General features: G+C 71.6%; 14 protein-coding genes. 9 read left to right on the plus strand and 5 right to left on the minus strand.

Going from position 1 to position 13645, the window contains the following annotated elements:
- The first annotated feature begins 70 nt into the window (after positions 1 to 70).
- The 6 genes from ACFU6I_RS29405 (at position 71) to ACFU6I_RS29430 (ending at position 5186) form a co-directional block, all read left to right on the plus strand.
- Positions 71 to 1255, plus strand: coding sequence for an NAD(P)/FAD-dependent oxidoreductase (locus tag ACFU6I_RS29405; protein WP_384372153.1), 1185 nt, complete (start codon positions 71 to 73; stop codon positions 1253 to 1255).
- Positions 1256 to 1270: 15 nt separating this feature from the next.
- Complete coding sequence (locus ACFU6I_RS29410; RefSeq protein WP_384372131.1) at positions 1271 to 1951, plus strand: peptide-N4-asparagine amidase; 681 nt, start codon at positions 1271 to 1273, stop codon at positions 1949 to 1951.
- A gap of 50 nt (positions 1952 to 2001) precedes the next feature.
- Positions 2002 to 2367 (plus strand): Rv2175c family DNA-binding protein, encoded by a 366-nt coding sequence (locus ACFU6I_RS29415; protein ID WP_345515685.1) that lies wholly within the window; start codon positions 2002 to 2004, stop codon positions 2365 to 2367.
- A gap of 126 nt (positions 2368 to 2493) precedes the next feature.
- A complete protein-coding gene (gene thiE / locus ACFU6I_RS29420) occupies positions 2494 to 3147 on the plus strand; it encodes a thiamine phosphate synthase (RefSeq protein WP_384033720.1) in 654 nt (217 codons plus the stop codon).
- Between the two features lie 155 nt (positions 3148 to 3302).
- Positions 3303 to 4220 (plus strand): methylenetetrahydrofolate reductase [NAD(P)H], encoded by a 918-nt coding sequence (metF, locus tag ACFU6I_RS29425; RefSeq protein ID WP_384372155.1) that lies wholly within the window; start codon positions 3303 to 3305, stop codon positions 4218 to 4220.
- 51 nt (positions 4221 to 4271) lie between these two features.
- A complete protein-coding gene (locus ACFU6I_RS29430; protein ID WP_384372133.1) occupies positions 4272 to 5186 on the plus strand; it encodes a hypothetical protein in 915 nt (304 codons plus the stop codon).
- A gap of 105 nt (positions 5187 to 5291) precedes the next feature.
- Here the strand turns inward: ACFU6I_RS29430 and ACFU6I_RS29435 are convergent, their stop codons facing one another.
- The 5 genes from ACFU6I_RS29435 to ACFU6I_RS29455 form a co-directional block, all read right to left on the minus strand.
- Positions 5292 to 6812, minus strand: coding sequence for a phytoene desaturase family protein (locus tag ACFU6I_RS29435; RefSeq protein WP_384372135.1), 1521 nt, complete (start codon positions 6810 to 6812; stop codon positions 5292 to 5294).
- 31 nt (positions 6813 to 6843) lie between these two features.
- A complete protein-coding gene (locus ACFU6I_RS29440) occupies positions 6844 to 7482 on the minus strand; it encodes a DUF4126 domain-containing protein (RefSeq protein ID WP_384372137.1) in 639 nt (212 codons plus the stop codon).
- 376 nt (positions 7483 to 7858) lie between these two features.
- Complete coding sequence (locus ACFU6I_RS29445; RefSeq protein ID WP_384372139.1) at positions 7859 to 8470, minus strand: TetR/AcrR family transcriptional regulator; 612 nt, start codon at positions 8468 to 8470, stop codon at positions 7859 to 7861.
- A gap of 29 nt (positions 8471 to 8499) precedes the next feature.
- A complete protein-coding gene (locus ACFU6I_RS29450) occupies positions 8500 to 10587 on the minus strand; it encodes a YhgE/Pip family protein (RefSeq protein WP_384372141.1) in 2088 nt (695 codons plus the stop codon).
- Positions 10559 to 11359: an ATP-binding cassette domain-containing protein gene (locus ACFU6I_RS29455; protein ID WP_384372143.1), complete on the minus strand. Its 801-nt coding sequence runs from the start codon at positions 11357 to 11359 to the stop codon at positions 10559 to 10561. Before ACFU6I_RS29455 ends, ACFU6I_RS29450 begins: the two co-directional genes overlap by 29 nt.
- Positions 11360 to 11523: 164 nt before the next feature.
- Here ACFU6I_RS29455 and ACFU6I_RS29460 point away from each other — a divergent pair, with 164 nt between their 5' ends.
- The 3 genes from ACFU6I_RS29460 to ACFU6I_RS29470 all read left to right on the plus strand — a co-directional run bounded on the left by ACFU6I_RS29460 (position 11524) and on the right by ACFU6I_RS29470 (position 13604).
- Positions 11524 to 12078 (plus strand): SAV_6107 family HEPN domain-containing protein, encoded by a 555-nt coding sequence (locus ACFU6I_RS29460; protein WP_384372145.1) that lies wholly within the window; start codon positions 11524 to 11526, stop codon positions 12076 to 12078.
- 102 nt (positions 12079 to 12180) lie between these two features.
- Complete coding sequence (locus ACFU6I_RS29465) at positions 12181 to 12960, plus strand: class I SAM-dependent methyltransferase (protein WP_384372147.1); 780 nt, start codon at positions 12181 to 12183, stop codon at positions 12958 to 12960.
- 251 nt (positions 12961 to 13211) lie between these two features.
- Positions 13212 to 13604: a DUF3040 domain-containing protein gene (locus tag ACFU6I_RS29470; RefSeq protein WP_327246885.1), complete on the plus strand. Its 393-nt coding sequence runs from the start codon at positions 13212 to 13214 to the stop codon at positions 13602 to 13604.
- Positions 13605 to 13645: the final 41 nt, after the last annotated feature.

Here is a 13645-nt window from a genome sequence, read left to right on the forward strand (position 1 = left end):
GGTGAGCGAGCAGCAGACTGAGCAGCCGGACCGGCGGACCGAGCGCCGCATCGTCATCGTCGGTGCGGGCATGGCCGGTGTGCAGACCGCCGTGGCCCTGCGGGAACAGGGCTTCACCGGCCCGGTCACCCTGATCGGAGCCGAACCCCACCAGCCCTACGACCGGCCGCCGCTGTCCAAGGCGGTGCTGCTCGGCAAGGCCGAGGACTCCGCCTTCGACATCGACTTCGAGGCGCTCGACATCGAGCTGCAACTGGGCCGCGACGTGACCGGCGTGCGGTCCGCGGCGCACGAACTGGACACCCCGACGGGCCCCGTCCCGTACGACGTCCTGGTCATCGCCACCGGCGCCGAACCGGTCGAGCTCCCGGGCTCGGAGGGTGTGCGCGGCGTCCATCTGCTGCGCACTCTCGACGACGCCGCACGGCTGCGGCCGGTCCTCGGTGAGCAGCACACCGTCGTGGTGGTCGGTGCCGGATGGATCGGCGCGGAGTTCGCCACCGCGGCCCGCGCCGCGGGCTGCGAGGTCACCGTCGTCGAGGCCGCCGACCGGCCGCTCGCGGGCGTCCTGCCCGCCGAGGTCGCCGCCCCGATGGCCCGCTGGTACGGGGAGAGCGGCGCCGAACTCCTCACCGGTGCCCCGGTGGCCCGCATCGAGCCCGGCCGCGTGGTCCTCGCCGACGGCCGCGCACTCGAGGCCGGAGCGGTGGTCGTCGGGATCGGTGCCCGGCCCGCCACCGCCTGGCTGGCCGGCTCCGGCATCGCGCTCGGACCGGACGGATCGGTGACCGCCGACGAAGCGCTGCGCACCTCGCTGCCCGATGTGTACGCCGTCGGGGACTGCGCCTCCTTCCCCTCCGCGCGGTACGGCGCGCGCCTCCTCGTCCACCACTGGGACAACGCCGTCCAGGGGCCGCGGACCGCCGCCGCCAACATCATCGGCGCCGGATCCGGCGGGGCGCCGCAGCCGCTCACGTACGACCCCGTGCCGTACTTCTGGTCCGAGCAGTTCGACCGGTTCGTGCAGTACGCGGGCCATCACGGGGGTGCCGACACGCTGCTGTGGCGCGGCGACCCGGACGGTGCCGCCTGGTCGGTGCTGTGGCTGCGGGACGGCGCGCTGGTCGCCGTCCTCGCCGTCGGCCGGCCACGCGACCTGGCCCAGGGGCGCAAGCTCATCGAGGCGGGGGCGCGGCTCGATCCGGTGCGGGCGGCCGATCCCTCCGTACCGCTGAAATCGACGGTGCGTCAGTAGGAAGCCGACGGATCCGTGACGGGTGCCGGTGTCCAATCCCCTTCGTGCGGACGCCTCTTGGCTGGGCGTCGGCAGGGGGGCTCCACCAGCACCGACGTCACCTTCCCGCGCAGTCCGACCGGCGGGCGCCTGCAGGTCTGCGCACGCGGCGGCTGCGACGAGCAGTGGTTCGACGCGGTCCCCAGCGACCTCTCGGCCACCGCCCCCGACTGCCTCTGCGGCGGCGGCCCCTGCCGAGAGGTGCAGATCACGGCGGACGGGCGCCCTGCGAGCCTCGCCCAGCCGTATCCGGTCGTCCACTCCGGCGGCATCGTGCCGAACCATGACGGGCGGGCGTACCAGCGCACAGCGGTACGCCTGGTCCTACCCCGTCGACGCCGACATGGACATCCCGTTCTACGGCGACTACGACAACTACGACCTGAGGGCCTCCGTCACCCTGCGCCGTGTGCTGATCGACACCTCCCGGACGGGCTCCGCGGGCCCGTGGTGCACGGACGACACCACGCTGCCCGTGCGACCTGGCCCGCACGGGCGGCGTGGTCACCGCCGCGGACGGAGCCTCGGCCGAGAAGTACCGGGGCACCACCGACACCGGAGCCTGTTGCTCGCCTCTCCTGGAGTCGGCCCACGGCTGGGTCACCGGCGACAAGCAGTCCCGTTGCCGCGTCGCGGAGGTGGTTCGCGGGGCCCTGAAGGGATGAGTCCGGGTATCGGCTGTCGGTGCGGGATGGCAGGCTTGTCCTGTGACCGAGATTGACGCAAAGATCGATGCTCTCGTCCCTGCCTGGCTCCACCTCCCCGACATCGCAGAAATGTTCGATGTCGAGGTGACACGGGTGCGGCAGCTGGTCAAGGAAGGCCAGCTCATCGCCGTACGACGTGGTGAGAACCGGGCGCTCCAGGTGCCTGCTGCCTTCATCGACGGCAACAAGGTGGTCAAGGGCCTCTCCGGCACCCTGACGCTCCTGAGGGACGACGGCTTCTCCGACGAAGAGATGCTGGAATGGCTCTTCACCCCTGACCCGACCCTGCCGGGTACCCCCGCACAGGCACTGAGCGAGAATCGCGGCACGGAGGTGAAGCGCCGCGCCCAGGCGCTCGCCGTCTGACCGGGACGACCGCACGAGGGTACGGGCCGTGCGCCTGCGCACGGCCCGCACCGCCGCGTCGAGCCGCCCCGTCGTACCGCTCCGCACCACCGGCCGCACCGCTCCGTCCCAAGGGGGAACCGCACCATGCCCACGCCTCGCGCGCTGCTGTCCGACGCCCGGCTCTATCTGTGCACGGACGCCCGCAGGCGCGAGGGCGACCTCCCCGAGTTCCTCGACGCCGTGCTCTCCTCCGGCGTCGACATCGTCCAGCTGCGCGACAAGGGCATGGAAGCGGCCGAGGAGCTCGAGCACCTCGCGGTCTTCGCCGACGCCTGCAGGCGCCACGGCGCGCTGCTCGCGGTGAACGACCGGGCCGATGTCGCTCATGCCATCGGCTCCGATGTGCTCCACCTCGGCCAGGGGGACCTGCCCGTGCCCGCGGCCCGGGCCATCATCGGCGAGGACGTGGTGATCGGCCGCTCCACACACGCCGAGTCCGAGGTCGACGCGGCCGTCGCCGAGCCCGGCGTGGACTACTTCTGCACCGGACCCTGCTGGCCCACCCCGACCAAGCCCGGCCGGCACGCCCCGGGCCTCGACCTCGTGCGGTACGCCGCCTCGCTCGGCCGGACGCGCCCGTGGTTCGCCATCGGCGGGATCGACGCGGACAACCTCGACGAGGTGCTGGACGCGGGGGCGCGCAGGATCGTGGTCGTACGGGCCATCACCGAGGCCGACGATCCGGCTGCGGCCGCCGCCGGGCTCGCGAAGCGGATCAGGGCACGCGCCGACGTCTGACAAACACGTCGGGAAAGACGCGGAGCAGCCATGAACGACCGGGTCCGCCCCGGGGCTGCGCGAAGGGTGTCCGAGGGGTGGACAAACCACCAGTCAATTCGGGCAATTGCCGCTGGTCTGGTTGGGGCACCGTCGAGCCCTGGTTAACCTTCAGTATGGCCCTTGGCACTCCTTCTACCAGGACAGATCACGCACGCACCGTGCGTGACCTTCTGGCGACCGGCAAGACGTCGTATTCGTTCGAGTTCTGGGCGCCCAAAACCGAGAAGGGCGAGCGGAATCTCTGGAATGCGCTGCGCCGTGTCGAGGCGGTGAGGCCGAGCTTCGTCTCCGTCACGTACGGTGCCGGCGGCTCCACCCGGGCCGGAACGGTGCGGGCCACCCAGCAGATCGCGGCCGATTCCACGCTCACCCCGGTCGCCCATCTGACCGCCGTCAACCACTCCGTCGCCGAACTCCGCAACATGATCGGGCAGTACGCGGACGCCGGAATCAGGAACATCCTCGCCGTGCGCGGCGACCCGCCGGGCGACCCGATGGGTGAGTGGGTCGAGCACCCGCAGGGTGTGCGGTACGCGGCCGATCTCGTCCGGCTCATCAAGGAATCCGGCGATTTCTGTGTCGGCGTCGCCGCATTTCCCGAGATGCACCCGCGCTCGACCGACTGGGACACCGACATCCAGCATTTCGTGGACAAGTGCCGTGCCGGCGCCGACTATGCGATCACGCAGATGTTCTTCAATCCGGACGACTATTTGCGTATGCGTGACCGAGTGGTTGCTGCGGGTTGCGACACGCCGATCATCCCCGAGGTCATGCCGCTCACCAGTGTCAAGCAGTTGGAGCGGTTTCCGCAGCTCAGCAACGCGTCGCTGCCGTCGTCGCTGAAAGAACGCATCCTCGCCGTCAAGGACGATCCCGCCGCTGTACGCTCCATTGGGATTGAGTTCGCGACGGAGTTCTGCGCGAGGCTGCGTTCCGAGGGTGTACCCGGACTGCACTTCATCACGCTCAACAACTCGACGGCGACGCTCGAAATCTACGAGAATCTCGGACTGCACAAGCAGTCGTGACCGGCCGTACCCGCCACGATCCGGGGGCGGTGGCCGTAGAAGGGGGCGGGCATGGGCTGGACGGTCCTCTACATCGCGTTCGGCATCGTGGCGTTGTGGCTGCTCGGCGAGGTACTGCTGCAGTACAAGGCGCGCCTTCGCTGGCGACTGCTCGCCTTCGCCGGCTTCGCCTGTGTGGTCGTCGGCGTGCTGATGCCGTCCGTGTTCGTCATCGCCGTCGGCGCGATCGCGTTCGCCACCGGCCAGACGTACGTCACGCTCTCGTTCCGGCGCGGTTTCTCGACCGGCTGGGCCATCGGCGGCAGTCCGGGCGAGAGCCGTCGCCGCCGGTCGGGGGGCGCCCGGGACATCCACCGGGAGCCCACGCTGGAGGTGTCGGACCTGGAGATGGAGTACGACCACTCGGACCAGGACGAGGCGAAGAAGCCCGCTCCCGCGAGCGGGGCCGCGGTCTACGAGCCGGAGCCGCTGCCCGACGACACCGGGCAGTACGGCATCTACACCGACCCCCAGCGCGCGCAGCAGTCCCCGTACGCCTCCTACGACCCGTACCCGGACTACTCCACGTACACCGCGCCCGCCCAGGACTCGTACGCCGGCCAGGACAGCTACGGCGGGCAGGGCACGTACGCGGGCCAGGACTCCTACGCCGGGCAGTACGACTACGGCACGGACCGGCAGCAGTACGCCGCGTACTCCGACCCGTACATCGGCACCACCACCGGCTCCCCGCAGTACGGGGCGCAGGACCCGTACGCGAGCCATGACAGCTACGGCGGTCAGCAGCAGTTCACAGCAGACCCCTACGCCCAGCAGTACGCCTCCGAGACGCCGCCGGGCGGCGTCTGGGTGCCGCAGCAGCGCGAGGGCGAGCATTACGCGCCGCTGCCACCGGAGCAGCCCGCACAGCCCGCGCCGTTCCCGAACGGCTACGACACCGGACACAACGACCAGTACCGCTACTGACGGGACAGGCCGCGCCGTCGGGCGAAGGCCGAGCTCGTCGGCCGCCGGACGACGGAGCGGTGACCGGACGTGCCCGGCATCCGCCCCTCAGGGGCACCGGGCCCCTCACTGGGAGCCGCGGAAGCCGTCCCCCTCCACGATGAGCCCGGCGACGAGCGCTCCCGACATCCCGGCGTGCGCGAGCCCGCCGCCCGGGTGCGACCAGCCACCCGCGAGGTAGAGCCCGGGCAGCCGGGTGCGGTTGCCCGGATGCAGATACGCGCCCCCGGCCCCGGCGAGCGCGGGCGCGGGCACCGAGCCGCCCTCGGCGCCGGTGTCGGCCGCGCTCTCCAGGGGCGTCCGCACCTCGGCGTGGAGCACCCGCTCCCGTATCCCGGGAACGGCCGCGTCGGCCGCCTCGATCAGCGTGGCTGCGTACCGCTCGCGCAGCGCACCGTCCGTCCAGTCCACCGCGCCGTGCGGGGCGACCGTCGCCGTCAGCGTCACGGCCTCGTGGGCGTCGTCGGGGCGGGTTGCGGGATCGTCGGGGCGGATCACCGTCACCGTGGGGCCTGCGGCGAGCCGACCGCCGAACACCGCCTCGCGCTCCGCCGCGCCGTCCGCGCCGTGCACCACCGTCCGGTGCGCCGCGTCCGCGGGCAGGGCGCCGCGCAGCGACAGCAGGACCTGGAACCGGCCCGGCACCGGCGTCCCGCCGCCCGGTCGCGGCTGGGCCGTCACATCACCGCTCTGCCAGAGCCCCTGACCCGGCACCAGATCCGGGTGCGGCCAGGCCCCCAGCACCACGTGGTCGGCCTCCGCGACCGTGCCCGCGGCGAGCTCGACGCCCGCTGCCCGGCCGTCCTTCTCCACGACCCGGGCCACCTCGGCGCCGAAGACGAACTCCACCTTCCGGGCCAGGCAGCGCTCGTACACCGCCTGCGCCAGCGCCCGGATTCCGCCCGCCACGTACCAGCTGCCGAACGTCTCCTCCATGTACGGCAGGAGGGCCGCGCTCGCCGGTGCGCGCAGCGGATCGAGGCCGTACGCCAGCGCGTATCCGTCGAGGAGAGCGGCCAGCCGGGGGTCCGTCAGCTCCCAGGCGCCGACCTCCGCGACCGTGCCCGCCAGGCGTGCTGAGCGCAGCAGCCGGCGCTGCCGGAGAGCGGGGTACGGATCGCGGCCCAGCACCTCCCAGTCGGCGCGCAACGGCTCCTCGAGCAGTGGCCGCCGGGACCGGTCCCAGGCATCGCGGGCCCGGTCCAGGAACCCGCCCCAGCTGCCGCCCGCACCGGCCCCCAGCGCACTGTCCAGGGCGGCGACCACCCCGGCGCGCGAGGCGTTCGGCAGCGAGACCGCCGTGCCGTCGGCGAAGATATGGTGGCTCGCCGGGTCGACCTGCGTCATCGTGACGCACCGCTCCAGCGGCTCCTTGCCGGTCTTCACGAACAGGTCGCGGTAGACGGCGGGCAGATGCAGCAGCGAGGGGCCGGTGTCGAAGGCGAAGCCGTCGCGGGCATACCGGCCGACCGAGCCGCCGAAGGTCTCCGACCGCTCGTACACCGTCACCCGGTGCCCTGCCACGGCCAGCCGGGCGGCCGCTGCCATCGCGCCCATCCCGGCGCCGATCACCGCAATACGTGCCATGTCAGTGACCTTAGCGGCCGGCACCGACAGCTCAGCCGGAAGGCCAGTGCGAACGAGGCGCCGAAGGCCCCGACCCCGCTCCGGCCAGGTGTTTCTCCCCCCGCCGCTGCGCTCTGCGGCGCAGGAACCGGCGGATGCGGGAGGCCAGGAAGATCACTACCACCAGGCCGAGGAGGAGCAGGGTCGCGGCGATGACCGCCGCCGCCAGCGGATGGAATATCGCGAACGTGATGATCCCGGCGACGCCGAGGTCCTCGGCCGCGCTCACCGCGATGTTGCTGAACGGCTCGGGGGAGGTGTTCACCGCCATCCTGGTGCCCGTCTTCACCAGATGGCTCATCAGCGCCGTGGAACCGCCGACGGCCCCGGCCGCGAGCTCCGGCAGCGAACCGCTCTCTCCGGCCAGCAGCGCCGCCACGACAGCCCCGGCGACCGGCCTGATGACGGTGTGCACCGAGTCCCAGACCGAGTCCACGTAAGGGATCTTGTCCGCGACCGTCTCGCACAGGAAGAGAACGGCGGCCACCACGAGCACATCGGTGCGCTGCAGCGACGCGGGCACCTCGTCGCTGATTCCGGTCGCGCCGAAGATGCCGAGCAACAGGACCACCGCGTAGGCGTTGATCCCGCTCGCCCAGCCACTTGTGAACACCAGGGGGAGTACGGACACGGACGCGATCGTAACCAGGAGCGTGCCGCTCCGGGTGGGGTCCGGTGCGCATCTCTGAGTATCCGTACCTAGTCGGCGAGATGAGTAGGTGCGCGGATGGGTTCCCACCTGCGCAGACGGAAGAGTGGAGGGCACGGAAGGGGCGCAGCGCCGGTACCGCCGACACGGGGCGGCGGAACGGGTGCCGCACTCCTTCCGGAACGGGGGCGCACGGGGGTGCGCAACGGAGAGCCGCGGACCACGGGGGAACACACGGGGGTCACGGGGGAAGGCTTTCCGGCAGTGCAGGAAGCGCCGGTCGGGCGAGGCTCGGGGGGATCGAGCCTCGCAGGACCGGCGCTTCCGCGTGTGCGGACGTCGCCCCGGGGCGGGTGTGTCAGTGCCCGCTGACCCGGCCGTGCAGCAGCAGGGACAGTGCCGAGTGCACATCGTCCATGGACCGCTCCGGCTGGAACGCTTTCCAGTCCAGGGCCGCCACCAGGACCATGCCGACCAGCGCGGCCGCCGTCAGCGGGATGTCGATCTCCTCGCTGAGCTCACCGTTGCCGACGCCCTCGCGCAACACGTCCTCGACCACGGCGACGGCCTCCTGACGTACCACCAGGAGGGTCGACTGCCAGGCGCGGTTGGTGCGCCACAGCTCGGCGACGTACAGCTGGGTGAAGGCCGGATAGCGGTCGATGAAGGCCAGACCGGCCCTGATCATCGCGTCCAGGGCCTCGACCCGGGTACCGCCGTGCTTCGCCGTCTCCTCGGCCGCTGACCGCAGCGAAGCGGTCAGCAGCCCGACACCGTGCCGCAGCAGTTCCTCGAAGAGCTCGGTCTTGCTCTTGAAGTTGTAGTAGACCGTGCCCTTGGCGACCCCGGCGCGCTCGGCGATCTCGTCGACCGTGGTCGCCGAGAAACCCTTCTCGGCGATGAGAGTGACGGCCGCCTCGTAGAGCTTCTGCCGGGTGGCCTGGCGGCGCGTGGTGCTACTGCTTTCCATGCGCTCGATTCTCACAGGTCCGGGCGCGCTCACAGGCTCAGCTCCGGATGCAGCCGGTCCAGCGTCCACACCTGCTTGCGCCGGGCCGATACCGCGGTCAGGGCCAACGCCCCCGCGGTGAACGCCAGCAGCACCGCGCAGCCCTGCCAGACCGGGCCCAGCCCGCCGCCCGTGATCAGCCGGCGCAGGCTCTCGACGATGTAGCTCATCGGCAGGTACGGGTGGATCGCACCGAAGAAGCCGGGGCTGGTCTGGACGGGATATGTGCCCCCGGCCGAGGTCAGCTGCAGCATCAGCACCGCGAGCACGAGGATCCGTCCCGCCGCACCGAACCGGGCGTTCAGCCACTGCACGATCGCACCGAAGCAGCAGGTCACGAGGGCGAGGAAGCCGATCGTCCCGGCGGCATGGGCCATCTGCAGCCCCAGCCCCCAGTGCAGTACGGACATCAGGGCCGCCACCTGGAGCAGACCGATCGCGGCCACCGGCAGCCACCCGGCGAAGGCGATGCGCCACGCGGAGGCCCCCGCGGCGAGCGCCCGCCGATTGAGCGGCTGGATCAGCATGTACGCCACCATCGCGCCGACCCAGAGGGAGAGCGGGATGAAGTAGGGCGCGAATCCGGTGCCGTAGTTGGGGGCCCGGTGCAGCGACTGGGAGGCGAGCTTGACCGGATCGGCCATGACATCGGTGCGCCGGTCGCGGGCCTCCTTGTCGTAGTCCGGGATCTTGCCGACGCCGTCGTTCAGTCCCTGGGCGAGCGTGACGGAACCGTCGTTCAGCCGGATCAGCCCGCCGTCCAGGTCGGTTGCGCCCGTCTTCAGCCTGCCGACGCCGGTGTTCAGATCGGCGGATCCGGTCTTGGCCGTGGCGAGACCCGTGTGCAGTTCGTCCGCGCCCCTGGCGACCTTGTGGGCACCGGTGTTGAGCGCGTTGATCTTCGCGACGGCGGACTTCAGGTCCTCGTCCAGGTGCGGGGAGTGCTCGGCGAGGGCGTCGGCCTGCTTCTGCAGAGTGGTGAGCTGCCCGCGCAGCTTCTTCAGGTCCCCGTTCTGGTCCTTCACCAGGACGTTCACATCGTCGGCGACCTTGGCGACATCGGCGGCCGCGGTCGTGGCGCGCTTCAGCGGGGGACAGACGGCGGGGTCGGGGAGCGGCTGCTCCGTGCAGCGGGTGCGGTAGACGTCGGCCAGATCGTCGGAGGCCCCGTGGGCGGCGGTCGCCGCGGTGGGCGCCGCCTTCACCAGCACGTCGAGGTTGTCCCGCACGGTCTGCGAGGAATCGGCGACCAGCCGGGCGGTGTCACCGATCGACTTGCCGTTGTCCTTCAGGAACGGGCGGACGTCGGCGGCCACGCCGTTGACCTTGTCGGCGAGGAGCTGGGTGCCGTCGGCGACCTGCCGGGAGCCGGTTTCGAGGTCTCCCGCGCCCTTGTTCAGCTTGGTGATCCCGCTCTCCAGGCGCCCGCTGCCCGCCTTGGCGTCCTTCAAGCCGTCCGCGAGGTCCTTCGAGCCCTTCTTGGCCTTGCCGATCCCGTCCTTGAGGTCGTCGGCGCCCTTGGCCGCCTCGGCCGTCGCGTCGTGGAGGTCGGAGAAGGAGATGAAGATCCGGTCCAGGAAGCCGCGCGAGGCGTTGGTCGAGGCGGCGGTGCGGACCTCGGAGAACACCGTCCGGGAGATCTGCCCGACGATGTAGTTGTTGGCGTCGTTCGTCCGGACCTGGAGAGCGCCGGTCTCGGGGGAGTCGCCCGAACTGGACGCGATCTGCTTGCTGAAGTCCGACGGCATGGTCAGCGAGAGGTAGTAGGTACCGTCCTCGACGCCCCGGCCGGCCTCGGCGGAGCTCACCTCGTGCCACTCGAAGACCTTGGAGTCGAGCAGCTTGGCGGTGATCTCGTCACCCGCCTCGACGCGCTTGCCGGCCGCGGTGGCGCCCTTGTCGTCGTTGACCAGCGCGACGGGGATCTTGTCGAGGCGGCTGTACGGGTCCCAGAAGGACCACAGGTACAGGGCGCCGTAGAGCAGGGGCAGCAGCAGGAGCGCGACCAGTGCGGCGCGGGGCAGCTTCCCCCTGCCGAAACGCTTCAGCTCAAGCGCGGCCAGTCTCGGCGATCGCATCGGCCGTCCCCTCCTCGGTCGCCGTCGCCCCAGGTGCGTCGGTGGTCTCTGCGGTGTCGGTGGTGTCCGTGGTTCCGGCGCTGCCCGTACGCACGGTGATCGCGCCCTCGGGGGCCTGGCTGCAGACGGCGATCACGGTCGTTCCGTCGGCGGCGACGGAGCGCAGCATCTCCCAGGCCTCGGCGCGCTCGGCGTCGGAGAGCTTGAGATCGGTGTCGTCCACGGCGAGCAGCCGCGGGCGGCCGATCAGCGCGAGGGCGACGGACAGCCGCAGCGCCTCCAGCCGTTCCAGATCGCGTACGGAGGTCCGCTCGGCCTTGGGCAGGGTCGTGGGGTCGAGTCCGGCGGCGTCCAGTGCGGCGTCGATCCGGGCCCGGGCCGTGGCGGCGCGCTCCGCGCGCGGGCGGAGCAGGGCACGCAGCGAGCCGTCGAAGCGGTGCTGCAGGAGGGCCCGCTCGCGCAGGTGCTCGGAGACGGTGAGGGCCGGGTCGAGTTCGCTGACGCCGGGGACCGGGCCGAGGGCGCTGATCCTGCGTACGGCGGCCATCTGGCGCGGCAGGCGCAGACCGCCGATCTCCGCACGGCCCTCGGAGGGACGCATCCGGCCGGTCAGAGCGAGCAGCAGACAGGTGCGGCCGGAGCCGGACGGGCCCTCGATCGCGACCAGTGCGCCGGGCCCGGCGTCGATCCGCACGCTCCGGAAGGCCCAGCCGCGCGGTCCTTTGAGCCCGAAGTCCTCGGCGGTGACAGCTGCCCCGTGCGGGCTGTCCACAGGTCCTCCCTTTTTGAACTGACCAGTCAGTGCAAAAGGTAACCCGAACTCGCGATCGAAGCAAAAGTGCAGGTCAGCGGCTGATTGGCGCCGATTGTCAGTGGTGTCCCCCACGATGGATACATACGGCCACGGAGCCGTCACACGACGACAGGAGGTTCGTCATGGCCAACTCGTCCGCAGCAGCCGCCTCTCGGCGCCGCGCAGGCGGCCCTGCCCCCTCACCGACCGGCCCCGCCCCGTCCTCTCCGTCGAGCGGTCCGGCGAACGACGTCCACCCCGTGCTGCGCCGCGCCACGGCGCCGCCCGCAGCCCTCGACCTGCTCGCTCAGGCCCGCATCGGCCTCGACGAAGCCGCCGTGCTCACCGTGCCGAACGAGCGCTATGCCACCGCCCACCTCGCGGCCCTGCGCACCGCCGCCGCCGTGCTCGCCGCACGCGGACGGCCCGAGACCACCAGGCGGCGGCGGGAAAGGATCCGCAGCGCCTGGGAAGTCCTTCCGGAGATCGCCCCGGAGCTCACCGAATGGAGCGCCCTGTTCGCCTCCGGAGCTCTCCGCCGGGCCCGCGCGGAAGCGGGTATACCGGGGGCGGCCAGCAGTCGTGACGCCGACGATCTGCTGCGCGACGTGGCCATGTTCCTGCGCCTCGTCGAGAGGCTGCTGGTCCTCCAGCCGACACTTCCACAGACCCGGAAGGAGCGGCCCGACGCGGGATGACGGCGGCGGTGGCCCGAGGCAATAGGGTGGACAGTACCCGCATCACCTGCACTGTTCACGCTCCGCCGTCAGCGGCGGCACCGTGCCGAGGAGTCATCTGCCGTGTCGGACCAGCTGCGCCCCCGCGCCTCCCTCCGTACCGCCGTGGTCTGGGACGTCCTGAAGGACGCCCTCGACCGCCAGGTCAAGGCGACCGGCCGGGACGCCCTGGACGTCCTGGACACCGGTGGCGGCACCGGCAACTTCGCGGTGCCGGTCGCCCGGCTCGGCCACAGGGTCACCGTCGTCGACCCCAGCCCCAACGCGCTCTTCGCGCTGGAGCGCCGCGCCGCCGAGGCCGGGGTCGCCGACCGTGTCCGAGGCGTCCAGGGCGACATCCTCGGTCTGTTCGAGGTGGTCGGCCGCGGTGGGTACGACGCGGTGCTCTGCCACGGCGTCCTGGAGTACGTCGACGACCCCGCCGAGGGCGTACGGAACGCGGTCGACGCACTCCGCCCGTCCGGTGAACTCAGCCTGCTCGCCGCCGGACTCGGCGGCGCCGTCCTGGCCCGGGCGCTCGCCGGGCACTTCACCGAGGCCCGGCGGGCGCTCACCGACCCGGCGGGCCGCTGGGGCGAAGGCGATCCGGTGCCCCGGCGTTACACCGCGGAGCAGCTCACCGAGCTGGTCTCCGCAGCGGGCGTCGAGGTCGGTGCGGTCCACGGGGTACGGGTCTTCGCCGACCTCGTACCGGGCGTCCTGGTGGACACCGAACCCGGTGCGATGGACGCACTGCTCAAGCTGGAGAGCGCCGTCGCGGAACTGCCGGCCTTCCACTCGGTCGCGACCCAGCTGCACGTTCTGGGCACCAAGGGCGCCGAGGGGCGGCCGCAGCGCGGCTGATCAGCAACGAAGCAGCAGACGGAGTACGCCCCAGGACGCCCGATCGGGGGCCGCGCCACGTATGATCGGGGGACACCATCCGGCATGACGGATCGGAGGTTGGGGAATCTACGCCTCAGCAGCTGAGCCGTCGTGGCGGCCCGGACTGGCTGATTGGCGATGAGGGCGGGTTTCACGGGGGCGAATCCCTGCCTATCCTGGAAGGGCCGCATACCGGCCGCCCCCCCGCGGCCGACGACGAGGAGGACTCCGTGCCGCTCTCGGAGCACGAGCAGCGAATGCTCGAGCAGATGGAGCGAGCGCTGTACGCCGAAGATCCCAAGTTCGCGACAGCGCTCGAGGGAAGCGGGCTGCGTACGTACACCCGACGACGGGTCTACCAGGCGGTCGCAGGCTTCCTGGTGGGTATCGCGCTCCTCATGGCCGGAATGGTCGCCCAGCAGATCTGGATCAGCGTGGTGGGATTCCTCGTCATGCTGGGCTGTGCGGTCCTTGCGGTCACTGGTTGGCGCAAGGCGCCCAAGCCCGGCGAGCAGCAGGCAGCCGGCGGCGGGAGCGAGCGCCGACAGTCCAAGCCACGCCGAACGGTGATGAACCGGATCGAGCAGCGGTGGCAGCGACGCCGCGACGAGCAGGGCCAGTAACGCTTCGGAAAAACGATGGGTGAGGGGCGGCCGCAGAAATG

The organism is Streptomyces sp. NPDC057486 (assembly GCF_042802415.1).
GTDB classification, from domain to species: Bacteria; Actinomycetota; Actinomycetes; order Streptomycetales; family Streptomycetaceae; genus Streptomyces; species Streptomyces yanii.

What these genes read in the sequence shown, in the direction of transcription:
- ACFU6I_RS29435 (WP_384372135.1), bottom strand. Translation starts at nt 6,812, where the DNA reads ATGGCACGTATTGCGGTGATCGGCGCCGGGATGGGCGCGATGGCAGCG.
- ACFU6I_RS29405 (WP_384372153.1), top strand. Translation starts at nt 71, where the DNA reads ATGGCCGGTGTGCAGACCGCCGTGGCCCTGCGGGAACAGGGCTTCACC.
- thiE (WP_384033720.1), top strand. Translation starts at nt 2,494, where the DNA reads ATGCCCACGCCTCGCGCGCTGCTGTCCGACGCCCGGCTCTATCTGTGC.
- ACFU6I_RS29445 (WP_384372139.1), bottom strand. Translation starts at nt 8,470, where the DNA reads ATGGAAAGCAGTAGCACCACGCGCCGCCAGGCCACCCGGCAGAAGCTC.
- metF (WP_384372155.1), top strand. Translation starts at nt 3,303, where the DNA reads ATGGCCCTTGGCACTCCTTCTACCAGGACAGATCACGCACGCACCGTG.
- ACFU6I_RS29430 (WP_384372133.1), top strand. Translation starts at nt 4,272, where the DNA reads ATGGGCTGGACGGTCCTCTACATCGCGTTCGGCATCGTGGCGTTGTGG.
- ACFU6I_RS29450 (WP_384372141.1), bottom strand. Translation starts at nt 10,587, where the DNA reads ATGCGATCGCCGAGACTGGCCGCGCTTGAGCTGAAGCGTTTCGGCAGG.
- ACFU6I_RS29460 (WP_384372145.1), top strand. Translation starts at nt 11,524, where the DNA reads ATGGCCAACTCGTCCGCAGCAGCCGCCTCTCGGCGCCGCGCAGGCGGC.